Origin of the sequence: Aggregatibacter sp. oral taxon 513, assembly GCF_018128305.1 — a bacterium.
GTDB lineage: Bacteria > Pseudomonadota > Gammaproteobacteria > Enterobacterales > Pasteurellaceae > Aggregatibacter > Aggregatibacter segnis_A.
The window spans coordinates 231,322-246,970 of sequence record NZ_CP072381.1; the positions used below are offsets into that span (position 1 = coordinate 231,322).

A 15,649-nucleotide genomic window follows, 5' to 3' on the forward strand; every position below is an offset into this window, starting at 1 on the left:
CCCTAAATAGACAATAATCCCCCAAAATGCTATATTCCGAGCCCATTTTAGTTCACTTAATTTCCATTCATGCCATTTGCCCGAATCGCACTTCCGGTGCCGCTACATCGCTATTTTGACTATGTCCTCCCTGCGTCGATGAAGGTTGTCGTTGGGGCGCGGGTGCTTGTGCCGTTTGGGACGCAGAAGCGGGTTGGCGTCGTGGTTGACGTGGTGGAACAGACGGATGTGCCTGAAGAACAGTTGAAGCCTGTGCTAGCCTGTCTTGATGATACTTCTCTGTTTTCTCCGGAAAGTTGGCAGTTCTTAAGTTGGGCGGCAAATTATTATCATGCGCCTTTGGGAGAAGTGTTGTCGCAAGCATTGCCGGTGAAGTTGCGCCAAGGTGAAAGTGCGGTGGAAAAACAAAAAGTTTTTTGGAAACCGACCGCACTTGGCGATCAAGCGTTGGCGCAAGGCTTACTAAAACGCTCGAAAAAACAACTTGAAGCATTGCAGGCGGCAAAGGAGGGGATGGAAAAAGGCAACAATCCCTTTGGCAGTGGCATTTGGTCGGTGTTGAAAGCCAAAGAATACATTACTGAAGTTTCCCAAGAATCGGAAATTCAAACCTGGCAACAGCAATTAGTTGGCGAGACAATCGTCAATAAAGCAGATCGATTAACACTTAACAAACAACAAGCGTTGGTGTTTAGCCAATTGAAATTTACTCAAGGCTTTACGGCTTGGCTGTTGGACGGCGTGACAGGTTCCGGCAAAACAGAAATCTATCTGCAATTTATTGAAGAGATTTTAAATCAAGGCAAACAAGTGTTGGTCTTGGTGCCGGAAATTGGGTTGACGCCACAAACGGTAAGTCGTTTCCAAGCCCGTTTTAACGTGGCGATTGATGTGTTGCATTCCAATTTAAATGACACGCAACGATTACACGTGTGGCAACGTGCGCGCAGTGGGCAAAGTGCGGTCATTATTGGTACGCGATCTGCGCTGTTTACACAATTTGCCGATTTAGGCGCGATTATTATCGATGAAGAACATGACGCGTCTTTTAAGCAGCAAGACGGTTGGCGTTATCATGCTCGCGATTTGGCGGTGGTGTATGCAAAACAACTGAATATTCCCGTTTTAATGGGGTCGGCAACGCCCAGTTTGGAAAGTTTGAATAACGTGCAACAGGGAAAATATCAGCGCTTGTGCCTATCAGAAAAAGCCAATCAGTCCACCGCACTTCAGCAACACATCATTGATTTAAAACATCAGTCAATGCGCAATGGTTTATCTGAAATCCTGATAAAACGTATGCAGGCGCATTTAGAAAAAGGCAATCAAGTCTTGTTATTTCTGAATCGACGCGGTTTTGCACCGGTGTTGCTGTGCCATGAATGCGGCTGGATGGCGGAATGTCGCCATTGCGATAAACCTTATACCTATCACCAACAACACAATGTGTTGCGTTGTCATCATTGCAGTGCACAAAAGCCGATTCCGCGCCAATGCGGAAATTGTGGTTCCACCCAATTAATCACTACGGGCTTAGGTACGGAACAGCTAGAAGATTCCTTAAAAGCAATTTTCCCAAATTACGGCATTGCCCGAATTGACCGTGACACGACGGCGCGCAAAGGTAAGTTAGAAGGTTATTTAGAAGATATTCAACAGGGTAAAAGCCAAATTCTTATCGGGACACAAATGTTGGCGAAAGGACACCATTTCCCTAATGTCACCTTAGTCGCGTTGGTAAATGTGGATAGTGCGTTATTTTCATTGGATTTCCGTGCGGAAGAACGGCTGGCTCAACTTTATATGCAGGTGGCAGGCCGTGCGGGGCGTGGCACCCAACAAGGTGAAGTGCTTTTACAAACCCATTACCCGGAACATCCTTTGTTACAAAGTCTGTTGCAACAAGGTTACAACCAATTTGCCCTCAATGCCCTCGCCTTGCGTAAAGCGATGGGGTTACCACCTTTCAGTTCGCAAGCCTTGTTCAAAGCGCAAAGCCGCCATAGCGAAGACGCAGAGCATTTGTTGGCGCAGTTTGCGGCATATTTACAGCAGGTGAAACGAGATATTGCCCCAGAATTACAAATATTAGGTCCAATGCCCGCGCCATTCAGCAAAAAAGCAGGGCAATATCGTTGGCAGTTATTATTGCAGCATCCTTCTCGTGCAACTTTGCATCAGGTCTTGACGGCATTTGGACGCGACCAAGGCGATCAAGCAACAAAAGTGCGGTGGATTTTAGATGTGGATCCGTTGGATTTAAGCTAGTTTCGGCTTTTTTGTAGTCAATAAAGTAATTTTTCAGTAGAATTAGCAGAATTTTTTATTGTCATATAGTTATTGATTATTTTAGTTAGATTAAACAGGTTTTATCGTGGCTCAACGTGATTACGCCGCCCGTAGCGGCGCAAAGAAAAAGAAGAAGCAGCGCAAAAGTAATAAGTCGATGTTGTTAATGCTTGCAATCATGATTGTGGCGGCATTTGCATTTGGATTGTATTTGTTGAAGGAAAAAGCGCCGGAAAATGTAGTACAACCGCAAGAAACTGTCGAAAAAACACAGCCGAAAAGTGTTTTACCGAATCGCCCGGAAGAAGTGTGGAGTTATATCAAAGCATTGGAAACACGCACGGTACCGATTGATGATAATCCAAAATCGTTGGATAAAAATATGCGTTTAACAGAAGAACAACGCAAGATTTTAGCTGCGATGGAAGAAGAGCAAAAACAAGCTGAATTGGCAAAAACGAAAGCGGCAGAAACCCAACAAACTGCACAAGTAGCTACGCAACAATCGGTTCAATCGGCTACTACACAAGCAACACAACAGCCTCAAGTACAATCGAAGCCGCAACCTCAGGTTGTAGAAGCGAAGAAGGCTACAATGCCAAAAGAAGAGAAAAAAGCTGAGCAAACAGTGAAGGCTGAACCTCAGAAAAAAACGGAGCCAGCGCAACAAACACCGACAAGTAATAGTGGTGAGCGAAAATATGGCTTACAGTGTGGCGCTTTTAAAAATAAAGCACAGGCAGAAGGTTTACAGGCGCGTTTAAGCTTGCTCGGATTGCCGGCGAGAGTGAAAGAAAGTGCGGATTGGAACCGTGTTGTGGTTGGTCCGGCAGGGGATCGCAACGCCGCAGTGAAGATGCAGGAAAAAGCTAAGAGCGTAATTAACTGTGTTGTGATTGCCATGTAATGAATGAAATAACAAAAAAGTGCGGTGATTTTTCACCGCACTTTTTTTATTTTTAACTTGCCAAAAAACAAAAAATCAATAAAATGAACGAACGTTCATTCAGTGGTAATGTATTTACTGTATGTAACCTACCCCATGTGCGAGGTGAAAATATTTTTCACCGCACTTCTTAACGATTTACTCAATGTTTACGAATGACTATGAATCAATCTGAAATGGATATGATTGAGCGGATTTTTTCTGCAACGGACAACTTGATGGCGGTGGAAGGCTTGCCGAATTTGTCGATGCATAAAATCGCAAAGGCTGCAAAAATTTCGCCGGGGACCATTTATATTTATTTTAAAAATAAAGAAGAATTGTTGGCCCAATTCGCTCGTCATATTTTCCTCTCATTTCAACGTGCGATGGAAAAAGATCACGATGAAACGCAATCTTTTGCCGAGCAGTATCGGAAAATGTGGTGGAATATTTGGACGTTTTTGCAAAGTGATCCGACGATCATGAGTAATATGCACCAATATGAATCTTTACCGGGATTTACTGATATTTGTCGGGAATGGGAGCAAGATAGCCTGTGGCATCACTTTTGTAACAAGGCAAAAGAGGCGGGCGAAGTGGCAGATTTGCCAACCCATATTTTATTTGCCATCTCGTTGGAAAGCGCGATTAATATCGCCTTCAAATGCCAACATTTTATCAAAGAAGTTTCAACAGAAATGCTGGAGTCTGTGATTGAACGGGCTTGGCGGGCTGTTAAAAATCAATAATCACTCAAGAGATATTACGGAGTTTGTATGACCGAAACCATCAAACCAAAGCGCTTGCACGTTTTCTTGTTAAAACTGACGCTTGGAATATTTGTTTTAATTTTCATCGCAATGATTGTGATGAATCAGATGAAAGCGAAAGGCATTGCGGATTTCTTGGCTAATCAAGGAGAAAGAGCTGTTCCGGTGACGGCAATGACCGTTTCTGCTCAGCAATGGACGCCGGTGATTGAGACCACCGGGTTGGTTCGTCCAAATCAAGGGGCGATGTTGAGTGCGCAAAGTGCGGGGACGATTTCAAAAGTGTTAGTCACTAACGGACAAAGCGTGAAAAAAGGCGATTTGTTGGTGGAATTAGACAGCTCCGTGGAGCGAGCAAGCTTACAAGCGGCTGAAGCACAAGTGATTTCATTACGTCAAACGTATCAACGCTATGCGAATTTGGCGAAAAGTGGTGGCATTTCTCAGCAAGAATTAGACAATGCCAAAGCGGCGTATGATGCGCAAGTGGCGAATGTGGAATCCTTAAAAGCCACAATTGCGCGCCGTCAGATTGTTGCACCTTTTGATGGCAAAGCGGGTATCGTGAAAGTTAATGTGGGACAGTATGTATCGAACGGCACAGAAATCGTGCGTGTGGAAGATCGTAGTTCTATGAAAGTAGATTTTGCGATTGCACAGAATTTATTGGAAAAATTGCATATCGGTCAAAAAGTCACCGCGACAGCAGATGCCCGTTTAGGCGAAACCTTCTCGGCAACGATCTCTGCGATTGAACCGGCGATTAATTCTTCCACCGGGTTAATTGACGTGCAAGCCACGTTTGATCCGGAAGATGGCGAAAAACTGTTATCCGGTATGTTCACCCGTTTAAACGTGGCATTGGCAACGGAGTATGACCAAATTGTCGTGCCACAAGTCGCCGTGAGCTACAACATGTATGGCGAATCGCTTTATATTTTGACCGCACTTTCTGATGAGGAAAAAGAGAAATTTGCTAGCCAAGGCGATGTGAACAAAATGTATCGTGCGAAGCAAATCACGGTGTTTACCAAAGATCGCCAAGGTATCTATGCTCAGCTAAAAGGTGATGAAGTGAAAATCGGCGATAAAATCGTGACCGGTGGTCAGCAAAATTTAAGTAACGGTGCGTTAGTGCTTGTGGCGGATAAAGAAGGCGTAGGCACCACACAACCTGCATCGAAAACCAATCTTTAATTAGGAAATACGAATGAAATTTACCGATATATTTATTCGTCGCCCGGTGCTTGCGGTTTCGATTAGTCTGTTAATCATTATTTTGGGATTACAGGCGATTTCCAAACTGGCGGTGCGTGAATATCCTAAAATGACAACTACGGTGATCACCGTGACAACGGCATATCCCGGCGCAGATGCGAACTTGATTCAGGCGTTTGTGACCTCGAAAATTGAAGAAGCGGTCGCGCAGGCGGATAACGTGGACTATATGTCTTCTTCCAGTAGACCGAGCAGTTCTTCGATCACGGTGAAAATGAAATTAAATACCGACCCGAATGCGGCGCTTGCTGATGTGTTGGCGAAGGTGAATTCCGTGCGTTCAGAATTGCCAAGTGGGATTGAAGATCCGACGGTGACTTCTTCTACCGGTGGTTCGGGCATTATGTATATTAGTTTCCGTTCCAATAAGTTAGATGCAAGCCAAGTGACGGACTATATTCAACGTGTGGTGAAACCGCAGTTCTTTACCGTGGAAGGGGTTGCCAGCGTGGATATTTTCGGTGCATCTGAATATGCTCTGCGCATTTGGTTGGATCCACAAAAAATGGCAGCACAAAATCTTTCTGCCACGCAAGTGATGTCTGCCTTATCCTCAAACAACGTGCAAACGGCGGCGGGTAACGACAACGGTTTTTACGTGGTGTACAAAAATAAAGTGGATACCACCACAAAATCCGTTGATGAGTTAAGCAAACTGATTGTGTATTCCAATGGCGATAAACTTGTCCGTTTACGCGATATTGCAGATATTGAATTGAATAAATCCAGCGATAATGCTCGTGCAGTGGCAAACGGTTCTGATTCCGTGGTGTTGGCGGTGAATCCGACGTCTTCGGCAAACCCGTTAACGGTGGCAGAAAAAATCCTGCCGCTGTATGAAAGCATTAAAAATAATTTGCCGGATGCGATTCAAACAGACATTTTATATGACCGCACTGTTGCTATTAACAACTCCATTGAAGAAGTGGTAAAAACTATCATTGAAGCGACAATTATCGTATTGGTGGTGATTACCATGTTTATCGGGTCCTTCCGTGCGATTTTGATTCCGGTCATTACCATTCCGATTTCCCTTATCGGGGTGATCATGATGTTGCAAACGTTGGATTTCTCCATCAATCTGATGACATTGCTGGCTTTAATTTTAGCGATCGGTTTGGTGGTGGATGATGCCATTGTGGTGTTGGAAAACGTTGACCGCCATATTAAGCTCGGTGAAACGCCATTCCGTGCGGCGATTATCGGTACACGCGAAATTGCTGTGCCGGTCATTTCCATGACGATTGCGTTGATTGCGGTATATTCACCAATGGCGTTAATGGGCGGTATTACCGGAACATTGTTTAAAGAGTTTGCCTTAACCCTTGCCGGTGCGGTGTTTATTTCCGGTATCGTAGCATTAACGCTTTCTCCGATGATGACCAGTAAATTGTTGAAAGGACACGATAAACCAAGCAAATTGGAAGCGCGTGTTAACCGCACATTAACTAAAATCAACAATGCCTATACTTATGTTTTAGGTTTAGTGATGGCGAATCGGAAATGTATGTTGGTATTTGCGGCAGCGATTTTTGCCACATTACCGGTATTGTTTAATTCCCTTTCCAGTGAATTGACCCCGACAGAAGACAAAGGCGCATTTTTGGCCATTGGTTCTGCACCATCTAACGTGAACGTAGATTATGTACAAGCGGCGATGGCACCGTATCAAAAAATGTTAACGGATACAGACGAAGTGCAATTTGCCATGAGTATTTCCGGTGTGCCAAGCACCAACCAATCTTTGAATGTTGTAACCTTGAAAGACTGGAAAGATCGTTCCAGAAGTCAGGCGCAGGTTTTGGCAGAATTGAACGCCAAAGCCAAAGGTATTCCTGAAGTGTCTGTTAGTGGTTTTGCCTTCCCGGAAATTGAAACCGGGGAACAAGGGCCACCGATTGGTTTTGTGATTAGTACGTCAAAAGGCTATGAAGATTTAGCGAATGTTGCCGGTAAATTCTTGGAAGCGATGCAGAAATCCGGCAAGTTCGTTTACTCGAGCTTAGATTTGAAATTCGACACGGCGCAAATGCACATCAAAATTGACCGTGAAAAAGCCGGTACTTACGGCATTACGATGAAACAAATCAGTGCAACATTAGGCAGCTTCTTATCTGCGGCGACAGTTGAACGTGTGGATATTGACGGTCGTGCGTATAAAATTATTTCACAGGTAAAACGCGAAGATCGCTTATCTCCACAAAGTTGGGATAATTATTATGTTTCGGCAGCGAATGGCACCTCTGTTCCGCTAAGCAGTTTGATCAGCATGACGTTAGAACCACAACCAAGCTCTTTGCCACGTTTCAGCCAGCTGAACTCGGCGGTGATCAGTGCGGTACCGATGCCGGGTTCTTCCATTGGGGATGCGATTCAATGGCTGAAAGACAGCTCAAAAGAATTGTTACCGCAAGGTTATAACTACGACTTCAAAGGTGAAGCCCGCCAGTTGGTACAAGAGGGTAATGCGTTAGCCGTGACGTTCGTGTTGGCGGTAGTAATCATTTTCTTGGTGTTAGCAATTCAGTTTGAATCTATTCGTGACCCGATGGTGATCATGATTTCCGTGCCGTTGGCGATCAGTGGTGCATTATTAGCATTAAATGCTTTCGGTTTTGTTGGCAAAGCCGGTGCGACATTGAATATTTACTCCCAAGTGGGGTTAATTACGTTGGTCGGATTAATCACCAAACACGGTATTTTAATGTGTGAAGTGGCAAAAGAAGAGCAGCTAAATCATGGTAAAAATCGTATTGAAGCCATTACTGAAGCCGCCAAAGTGCGTTTGCGTCCAATTCTGATGACCACTGCAGCGATGATTGCCGGCTTGGTTCCATTGCTTTATGCCACCGGTGCCGGCGCAGTTTCCCGTTTCAGTATGGGGATCGTGATTGTTTCAGGCTTGGCGGTTGGTACGTTGTTTACCCTGTTCGTGTTGCCGGTGATTTATTCTTACGTGGCAAGTGAACATAAACCGCTTCCGGAATTTGATGAAAATATCAAACCGATTGAAGGTGAGATTAATCACTAATTCATATCATCTGTAAAACAAACCGCACTGTTGAGCAATCAAAGTGCGGTTTATTTTTGCGTTAAATCTTGCATGCGTTATATTTTAAAGAATATAGCAATGCAGTAAAATCTATCACCAAAATCCACCGCACTTTTAGGAAAATACAATGACTTTCTACGATATTGATTTTAATGCCCTCTACAAACAGCATCTTATTGCTTGCAACCATTACAATTTGCCGCCGGAGAAATGGGACAAAAAAGCCGTCAGAATGGCAGAAAATCTGGTGGGGAAAGCCAGCCGTTATAACCAACAATTACTGGAAACCATGCAGGTGCAACCTGACGAAAGCGTTCTCGATATCGGTTGTGGCCCGGGCACCTTTGCCATTCCTTTGGCACAGCAAGGCAGTCAGGTGTACGCCTTAGATTATAGCACAGGAATGTTGGATGTGTTGGCGGAATATAAACAAAAATTGCAACTGGAAAATTTAAATCTGATTCGTCGTTCTTGGTCGGAGAATTGGGACGATGTGCCGCAAGTGGATGTGATTTTGGCATCGCGTTCTACCTTAGTGGATGATTTAGACGACATGATCGAGAAACTTTGCGCTAAAGCGAAAAAACGGGTGTATCTCACTTCCGTGACGCAGCGCCATTTCTTAGATGAAGGCGTATTTTCCGCCATCGGGCGTGATGATATTGGTTTCCCGACCTATATTTACCTGCTCAATCGGCTTTACCAAAAAGGCATTCAAGCCAACCTCAGTTTCATTGAAACGGAATCCGGCCGTTTTATGGGCGAAACCTATGAAGATTTGCTGAATTCGGTGGAATTTTCCCTTGGTCCGTTGAACGACAAAGAAAAACAAGGATTATTTGCATTTTATCGTCAAAAACAACAGAACAACGAAGCCATCGAACACGGGCAACGCAAATGGGCGTTAATTTGGTGGAATGTGGCTTAAAAGTGCGGTGCAATTTTGAGGTGTTTTTTCACTTTAAAAGGTTATTCGGCGAAGGGGATTTTTTCGCCTTCGCCTTGACGAATCAGGCTTTCAGGCGTAACATTGCGCGCGATTTAGTAACATGAGGACACACACTTTGGACAGTCACAGTCGATACCGAACGGAGTTTTCACTGTAACTATCGCCTTTCTCACTTATCGGCGATGGTTTCGTTGGTAAGTTTCTTTTACCTTTCTCTTTTTCGGCATCTTTTCGTCAAACGAAATTTGCAACATATTCTTTCATTACAGCTTTCTTTATTTGTCGTTAAAAAACGCGTCTAAAAATGACCGCACTTTTGATCGTGATTGCTTGTAATATTCCTTTCGTTTGCCGTCGTTCACTGCCATGTGCATAGTCCAATACGGGAGTATGACAAAATGATAAATGCTTTTGCCCTTGAGGACGCTCGCTTGGTTCGTATTGATGAAACCACCGAGCCGTTAAACACCGCAATTTGGCTTGATTTAATTGAACCAACTATCGAAGAACGTGAGACCTTGCAAGAAAATCTAGGCCAGAGCTTAGCCTCTTTTCTTGAATTGGAAGACATCGAAGCATCTGCGCGTTTTTTTGAAGACGAAGACGGTTTGCACTTGCACTCCTTCTTTTATTGTGAAGATGAAAATGACTATGCGGATTTAGCCAGCGTGGCGTTCACCATTCGTGACGGGCGTTTGTTTACCTTGCGTGACCGTGAATTACCGGCGTTCCGTTTATATCGTATGCGTTCCCGTAATCAGCGTTTGATTGAATGTAACTCCTATGAATTATTGTTGGATTTATTTGAGACCAAAATCGAGCAACTGGCTGATGTGATTGAAAACGTGTATGCCGATTTGGAAAAATTAAGTCGCGTGGTATTAGACGGCACTCAAGGGGAAGCTTTTGATGAGGCTTTGGCAACTTTAACAGAACAAGAAGATACCAGCTCTAAAGTACGTTTGTGTTTGATGGATACGCAGCGCGCCCTTAGTTTCTTAGTGCGTAAAACTCGCTTGCCGGCAAATCAGTTAGAACAGGCGCGTGAAATTTTACGAGATATTGAGTCTTTGCAACCGCATAATGAATCCTTGTTCCAAAAAGTGAACTTCTTGCTTCAAGCTGCAATGGGTTTCATTAATATTGAGCAGAACCGTATTATTAAAATCTTCTCCGTTGTGTCAGTCATTTTCCTCCCACCAACATTGGTAGCTTCCAATTACGGCATGAACTTCAACGACATGCCGGAACTTGGGTTTAAATTTGGCTATCCGATGGCACTGGGATTAATGGCGTTGGCAGCGTTTGCACCCTATTGGTATTTCAAACGCAAAGGCTGGTTATAATTTTAAGGAAACAGCATGAATTCAATTCAATTTTTGATTGCGACTGTGATCAGCGTTTATAGCTTTATTTTAATCTTACGTGTTTGGTTCCAACTAGCGCGAGTGGATTTTTATAATCCTTTGTCACAAGCTTTAGTGAAAGCGACACAGCCTGTTGTCGCGCCACTCAGTCAATTTGCGCCAACAGTGAAAGGGGTGAATATTGCTGCGTTATTGGCATGTTTGATTTTGGGATGGGTAAAATTTCCTTTATTAAACTTTTTTGGCACTATCGCAGGTGCTTCCTTATTTGAATATGCCGTAATTAGTGTATTAAGTGTGGTGCACAGCATTGGTGAGGCTATTTTCTACGTGTTGTTAGTAGGGGCCATTTTAAGCTGGTTTAATCGTGCTGCCGGTCAAACACAATATTTGTTGTACCAATTAAGTGAGCCTGTGCTTCGTCCGATCCGTAAAATTCTACCTAATACCGGTATGATTGATTTTTCACCAATGGTGGTAGTTTTTATCTTGTATTTACTCAATCGTATACTCTATGACATCTTCGGTGGTCTTTGGGCTGTGGCAGCGTTTTAAGCTAACGACATTTTAGGAATATCAATATGGCGGCAGTAGAACGAAACGGCGATGATTTGCGCCTTAGAATCTTTTTACAACCCAAAGCCGCCAAAGATCAGATTGTCGGTTTGCATGATGATGAATTAAAAATCAGCATTACCGCACCTCCTGTGGATGGACAAGCCAACGCCCATTTACTCAAATTCCTCAGTAAACTTTTTAAAGTGCCCAAAAGTAGCATTGTACTGGAAAAAGGGGAGCTTAATCGACATAAGCAGGTTCTCATTCCTTGCCCTAAGGCGATTCCGCCACAAATTGAAGCTTATTTAACCGTGTAAAAGTGCGGTCAAAAATCCATATGTTTTTTACTGGACAAATATCAAAATAAGCGGAGAATGAGCAAGCAAATTGCAACTTATTCTTATTTCTCATTATGTTATTGTAAAGGAGACATTTATGAGCATCACTAAACAACAAGTATTAGATGCCTTCCATTTTCGCTGCGCAACGCGTTATTACGATCCTACCCGTAAAATCAGCCAAGAAGATTTTGATTATATTTTGGAGCTTGGGCGTTTGTCGCCGAGTTCTGTCGGTTCTGAACCGTGGCAATTTTTAGTGATTCAGAACCCTGAGTTACGCCAAGCGTTAAAACCGGTGAGTTGGGGGATGGCAACACAGTTAGATGATGCCAGCCATGTGGTCGTCATTTTGGCGAATAAAAAAGCCCGTTACGATTCGGACGATTTTCGCCAGAATTTGTTGCGTCGCGGCTTAAATGAAGAACAACTACAACAAGCTGTCGCAAAATACGAAACATTCCAAAAAAACGACATAAAAGTGTTGGAAAATGACCGCACTTTATTCGATTGGGCGAGCAAACAAACTTATATCGCTTTGGCTAATATGATGACGGGGGCTGCCTTAATCGGTATCGACAGTTGTCCGATCGAAGGGTTTAATTATGCGGAAGTCAACCGTATTTTGGCGCAAACCGGTGCATATGATGCGGAAAAATATGCGGTATCCGTGGCAGTGACTTTCGGCTATCGTGCTAAAGACATTCGTCCAAAATCCCGCAAGCCACTCAATGAGATTGTTCATTGGATCGAATAATTTTTTCTTAAATCCGTTCTTTGCTTTCATGGCTAAAAAGAACGGTTTTTTTATGTTTTGGAGACTGACATGTCACGATATTTATTTACGAAAGGCAGACCGCGTTCGTTGCTATTTCCGATTTTTTTCTTTTCTTTGATTAATCTCATCGTATTTACGCTGTCCCGCCTCGGCTTATCTTTATGGCAACAGGAACGGGTCAGTGCAGTGAACGGTTGGGGCGAATTGTTCTTGCAAGGCCTACGCATGGACGTGGTGTCTTTGTGTTATTTATTCGGCGTGCCGGCATTATTGACGGTATTACTGTATCATCAAAACGCGTTAGGGCGCATTTGGCAGCGTATTTTGCGTTTCTGGTTGACTGCCGGCAGTGTGTTTATCGTGTTTATGGAGCTGGCGACACCGGCGTTTATTGAAACCTATGATTATCGTCCGAATCGCCTGTTCATCGAATATTTGATTTACCCGAAAGAAGTGTTTTCCATGCTGATGGAAGGGCATTTAAGTGCGGTCATTTTTAGCCTCGTTTTTACGTTGATTGCCGTGGTGGTGTATTGGAAGCTGGCCGGTTGGGCGGTGCGCAATATCACGCCAATGCGTTGGACCTGGCGTCCTGTGGTCGCGTTGTTGGTGATTGCCTTGAGTTTTCTTGGCGCGCGTTCCAGTTTTCAACACCGCGGGATTAACCCGGCCATGGTGGCGTTTTCTTCTGATGCCATGGTGAACTCTTTGGTGTTGAATTCAGGTTATTCCGTCATTTATGCGGCGCAACAATTTAAAGACGAAGGTACCTCTTCCGAAGCCTACGGCAAAATGGATGTGGAAGAAATGCTCTCTATTGTGAGAAACAGCGGAAGCCGTCCGGCAGAGGCTTATCTTTCTAAGGAAATTCCAACTTTGACCCGTAACCAAGCCACTTACCAAGGCAAACCGAAAAATATCGTGATTGTGTTGGAGGAAAGCCTTGGGGCGCAATTTATCGGTACGCTAGGCGGTTTGCCATTGTCGCCCGAATTTGACAAGTTGGCACAGCAAGGCTGGTTGTTTGATAATTTATACGCCACCGGTACCCGTTCTGTACGAGGCATAGAAGCCGTTACGGCAGGTTTTACCCCGACACCGGCACGTGCTGTGGTGAAATTGAATAACAGTCAAAATGGTTTCTTTACCTTGGCGCAAATCTTAAGCCAACGGGGTTACGATACGTCCTTTATTTACGGCGGGGAAAAGCATTTTGATAACATGGCGGGCTTTTTCTACGGTAATGGTTTTAAACGTATTATTGACCAAATGGATTATCAAAACCCAAGTTTCACCGGAACTTGGGGCGTGAGTGACGAAGACTTGTTCACTAAAGCCAATGAGACGTTTACCCAATTACACAACGAAGGCAAACCGTTCTTTAGCCTCGTATTCAGTTCCAGTAACCACGATCCGTTTGAATTCCCGGATGGCAAAATCGATCTGTACGAACAGCCTAAAACCACGCGCAACAACGCGGCAAAATATGCGGATTATGCGATTGGGCATTTCTTCAAATTGGCGAAAGCCTCCAATTATTGGCAAGACACTATTTTCTTAGTGATTGCTGACCACGACTCTCGTGTCGCCGGTGCCAGCTTGATGCCAATTAAGCATTTCCATATTCCTGCATTGATTTTGGGCGAAGGCATCGAGCCGCGCCGCGATAATCGTTTGGTCAGCCAATTCGATATGCCGACCACCTTGCTTTCTCTGGCAGGCATTAGTGGCGATTACCCGATGATTGGTTATGACCTCACTCAACCGAACAATCCAAATCGCGCCATTATGCAATACGACCAAGTGCAGGCACTGATGCGTGGCAATGACGTGGTGATTCAATTCCCGAAAGTGGGCGCCAAAACCTACCGTTACGACAAAGCTACTGAAACCTTAACGGAAGCAGAAGTGCCGCAAAGCATGGTGAAAGAAGCTTTGGCTCACGCATTGTTAGGTAGCTACTTGTATAAACATCGTTTATACACAACACCGGAAATTAAACAGGCGGAAAGTAAGCGCTGATTTTAAGAGGAAAAGTGCGGTGGAAATTCACGATGGATTTTAACCGCACTTTTTTGTTTTCTGTCATCGCAGCTTATTTCCTCTTCCCATCCCCTCTTTTTTCATAAAAATTTTTGTAAGAAATTGTCGGCGAGTTCCGTCTAATCAGCATGTAGGAAAGCATTCGTTTTCTTACGGTTTTTCTTAATCAAAAAATTTCAACACATCTTAATAGGATTAAAGGAGTTTCTTATGAAAAAAATGACATCATTCGTAACATTAGCCGGTGTTCTTGGCATGGCAATGGCTTTTCAAGTTTTTGCTGAAATGAAAAGTATGCAACCAATGGAACAGCAAATGGAACATAAAATGGACAGCATGAAGGATGCCAAGCCGATGATGGACAAGAAAATGGATGATATGAAAGAGGGAAAATCGATGAAACACGATATGAAGAAAAAGATGAAAGAAGGTAAAAAGATGATGGAAAATAAAATGAACCAGGGCATGAAAGAAGCTGAAGCAATGAAGCCAAAAATGTAACTTTTAAATGATAAGGCTTGTGCTAAACAAGCCTTTTCAAAAAGCACATCATTCATATCTATGAATTCTGCGGTATGGCTTTCTTTGTGAAAGAGGGAGGATTATGATGAATGCCTGCAAGTACAGATAAAACGGATTTTCTTATGTCTTCAACGATGCCGTTGGCTTTTCAATTGATTTCATCTCAGCAAATACAAGAGATTCGGGAGCAAATGTTAAAATTTGCACTGCTGCAGTTGCGCGACAAGGATTTGGCGGAAGATGTGGTGCAAGAAGCCCTGACAAAGGCGTATCAGCATGCTGCGTCATTTAAAGGTGTGGCAGCATTAAAAACGTGGTTTTTTGCCATTTTGAAAAATCAGATTATTGATTTGTTGAAGTATCGGCAGCGTGTACTTACCGTTTCGGAAGTCAGTGATGACGATGACCCGAATGCGTTTTTTGATCAAGAAGGGCACTGGGATCGTAGTCGATTTTTACCCTCAACTTGGGAAGAACCTCAAGAACAGGCATATAAAAAAGAGTTTTGGATTATTTTTGAAGCATGCCTGGATCATCTGCCGGCACAGCAAGCGCGTGTTTTTATGATGCGAGAATATTTTGATATGCAAAGTGAACAAATTTGCCAAGAATGTGATTTATCCATCTCTAATTTGCACGTGTTGCTATACCGCGCCCGCTTACAATTACAAGCATGCTTGTCCCGCCATTGGTTTGATCATACGGATAACGCAGGAGAGAAATGATGAAATGTAATCAAGTCACCAAATTTATCTCAATGCACCAAGAAAAACCCCT

General features: G+C 43.7%; 13 protein-coding genes. All 13 read left to right on the plus strand.

Annotation, left to right across the window (positions count from 1 at the left end):
• Nucleotides 1-69: 69 nt before the first annotated feature.
• The 13 genes from priA to J5A60_RS01335 all read left to right on the plus strand — a co-directional run bounded on the left by priA (nucleotide 70) and on the right by J5A60_RS01335 (nucleotide 15,597).
• Nucleotides 70-2,268 carry a primosomal protein N' gene (priA, locus tag J5A60_RS01275; RefSeq protein ID WP_212510314.1) on the plus strand — a complete coding sequence of 733 codons (2,199 nt, stop codon included), beginning with the start codon at nucleotides 70-72 and terminating at the stop codon, nucleotides 2,266-2,268.
• A gap of 106 nt (nucleotides 2,269-2,374) precedes the next feature.
• The gene (gene ftsN, locus J5A60_RS01280; RefSeq protein ID WP_212510315.1) at nucleotides 2,375-3,196 is read left to right on the plus strand and encodes a cell division protein FtsN; all 822 of its coding nucleotides are present in this window, start codon (nucleotides 2,375-2,377) and stop codon (nucleotides 3,194-3,196) included.
• A gap of 200 nt (nucleotides 3,197-3,396) precedes the next feature.
• The gene (locus J5A60_RS01285; protein ID WP_212510316.1) at nucleotides 3,397-3,966 is read left to right on the plus strand and encodes a TetR/AcrR family transcriptional regulator; all 570 of its coding nucleotides are present in this window, start codon (nucleotides 3,397-3,399) and stop codon (nucleotides 3,964-3,966) included.
• 27 nt (nucleotides 3,967-3,993) lie between these two features.
• Nucleotides 3,994-5,184: an efflux RND transporter periplasmic adaptor subunit gene (locus J5A60_RS01290; protein WP_212510317.1), complete on the plus strand. Its 1,191-nt coding sequence runs from the start codon at nucleotides 3,994-3,996 to the stop codon at nucleotides 5,182-5,184.
• A gap of 13 nt (nucleotides 5,185-5,197) precedes the next feature.
• Nucleotides 5,198-8,296: an efflux RND transporter permease subunit gene (locus J5A60_RS01295; RefSeq protein ID WP_212510318.1), complete on the plus strand. Its 3,099-nt coding sequence runs from the start codon at nucleotides 5,198-5,200 to the stop codon at nucleotides 8,294-8,296.
• Nucleotides 8,297-8,444: 148 nt separating this feature from the next.
• On the plus strand, nucleotides 8,445-9,245 hold the full coding sequence (locus tag J5A60_RS01300) for a class I SAM-dependent methyltransferase (protein WP_212510319.1): 801 nt from the start codon (nucleotides 8,445-8,447) through the stop codon (nucleotides 9,243-9,245).
• A gap of 419 nt (nucleotides 9,246-9,664) precedes the next feature.
• Nucleotides 9,665-10,612, plus strand: coding sequence for a magnesium/cobalt transporter CorA (corA, locus tag J5A60_RS01305; RefSeq protein WP_048750024.1), 948 nt, complete (start codon nucleotides 9,665-9,667; stop codon nucleotides 10,610-10,612).
• A 15-nt stretch (nucleotides 10,613-10,627) separates the two neighbouring features.
• On the plus strand, nucleotides 10,628-11,188 hold the full coding sequence (locus tag J5A60_RS01310; protein WP_212510320.1) for a YggT family protein: 561 nt from the start codon (nucleotides 10,628-10,630) through the stop codon (nucleotides 11,186-11,188).
• A gap of 26 nt (nucleotides 11,189-11,214) precedes the next feature.
• Nucleotides 11,215-11,508, plus strand: a complete 294-nt coding sequence (yggU, locus tag J5A60_RS01315; protein WP_212510321.1) for a DUF167 family protein YggU — start codon at nucleotides 11,215-11,217, stop codon at nucleotides 11,506-11,508.
• 118 nt (nucleotides 11,509-11,626) lie between these two features.
• Nucleotides 11,627-12,286, plus strand: coding sequence for an NAD(P)H-dependent oxidoreductase (locus J5A60_RS01320; protein WP_111306096.1), 660 nt, complete (start codon nucleotides 11,627-11,629; stop codon nucleotides 12,284-12,286).
• Nucleotides 12,287-12,355: 69 nt separating this feature from the next.
• Nucleotides 12,356-14,329, plus strand: a complete 1,974-nt coding sequence (locus J5A60_RS01325) for an LTA synthase family protein (protein WP_212510322.1) — start codon at nucleotides 12,356-12,358, stop codon at nucleotides 14,327-14,329.
• 231 nt (nucleotides 14,330-14,560) lie between these two features.
• The gene (locus J5A60_RS01330) at nucleotides 14,561-14,851 is read left to right on the plus strand and encodes a hypothetical protein (RefSeq protein ID WP_048750016.1); all 291 of its coding nucleotides are present in this window, start codon (nucleotides 14,561-14,563) and stop codon (nucleotides 14,849-14,851) included.
• Nucleotides 14,852-15,006: 155 nt separating this feature from the next.
• Complete coding sequence (locus tag J5A60_RS01335) at nucleotides 15,007-15,597, plus strand: sigma-70 family RNA polymerase sigma factor (RefSeq protein ID WP_212510730.1); 591 nt, start codon at nucleotides 15,007-15,009, stop codon at nucleotides 15,595-15,597.
• The last annotated feature ends 52 nt before the right edge of the window (nucleotides 15,598-15,649 follow it).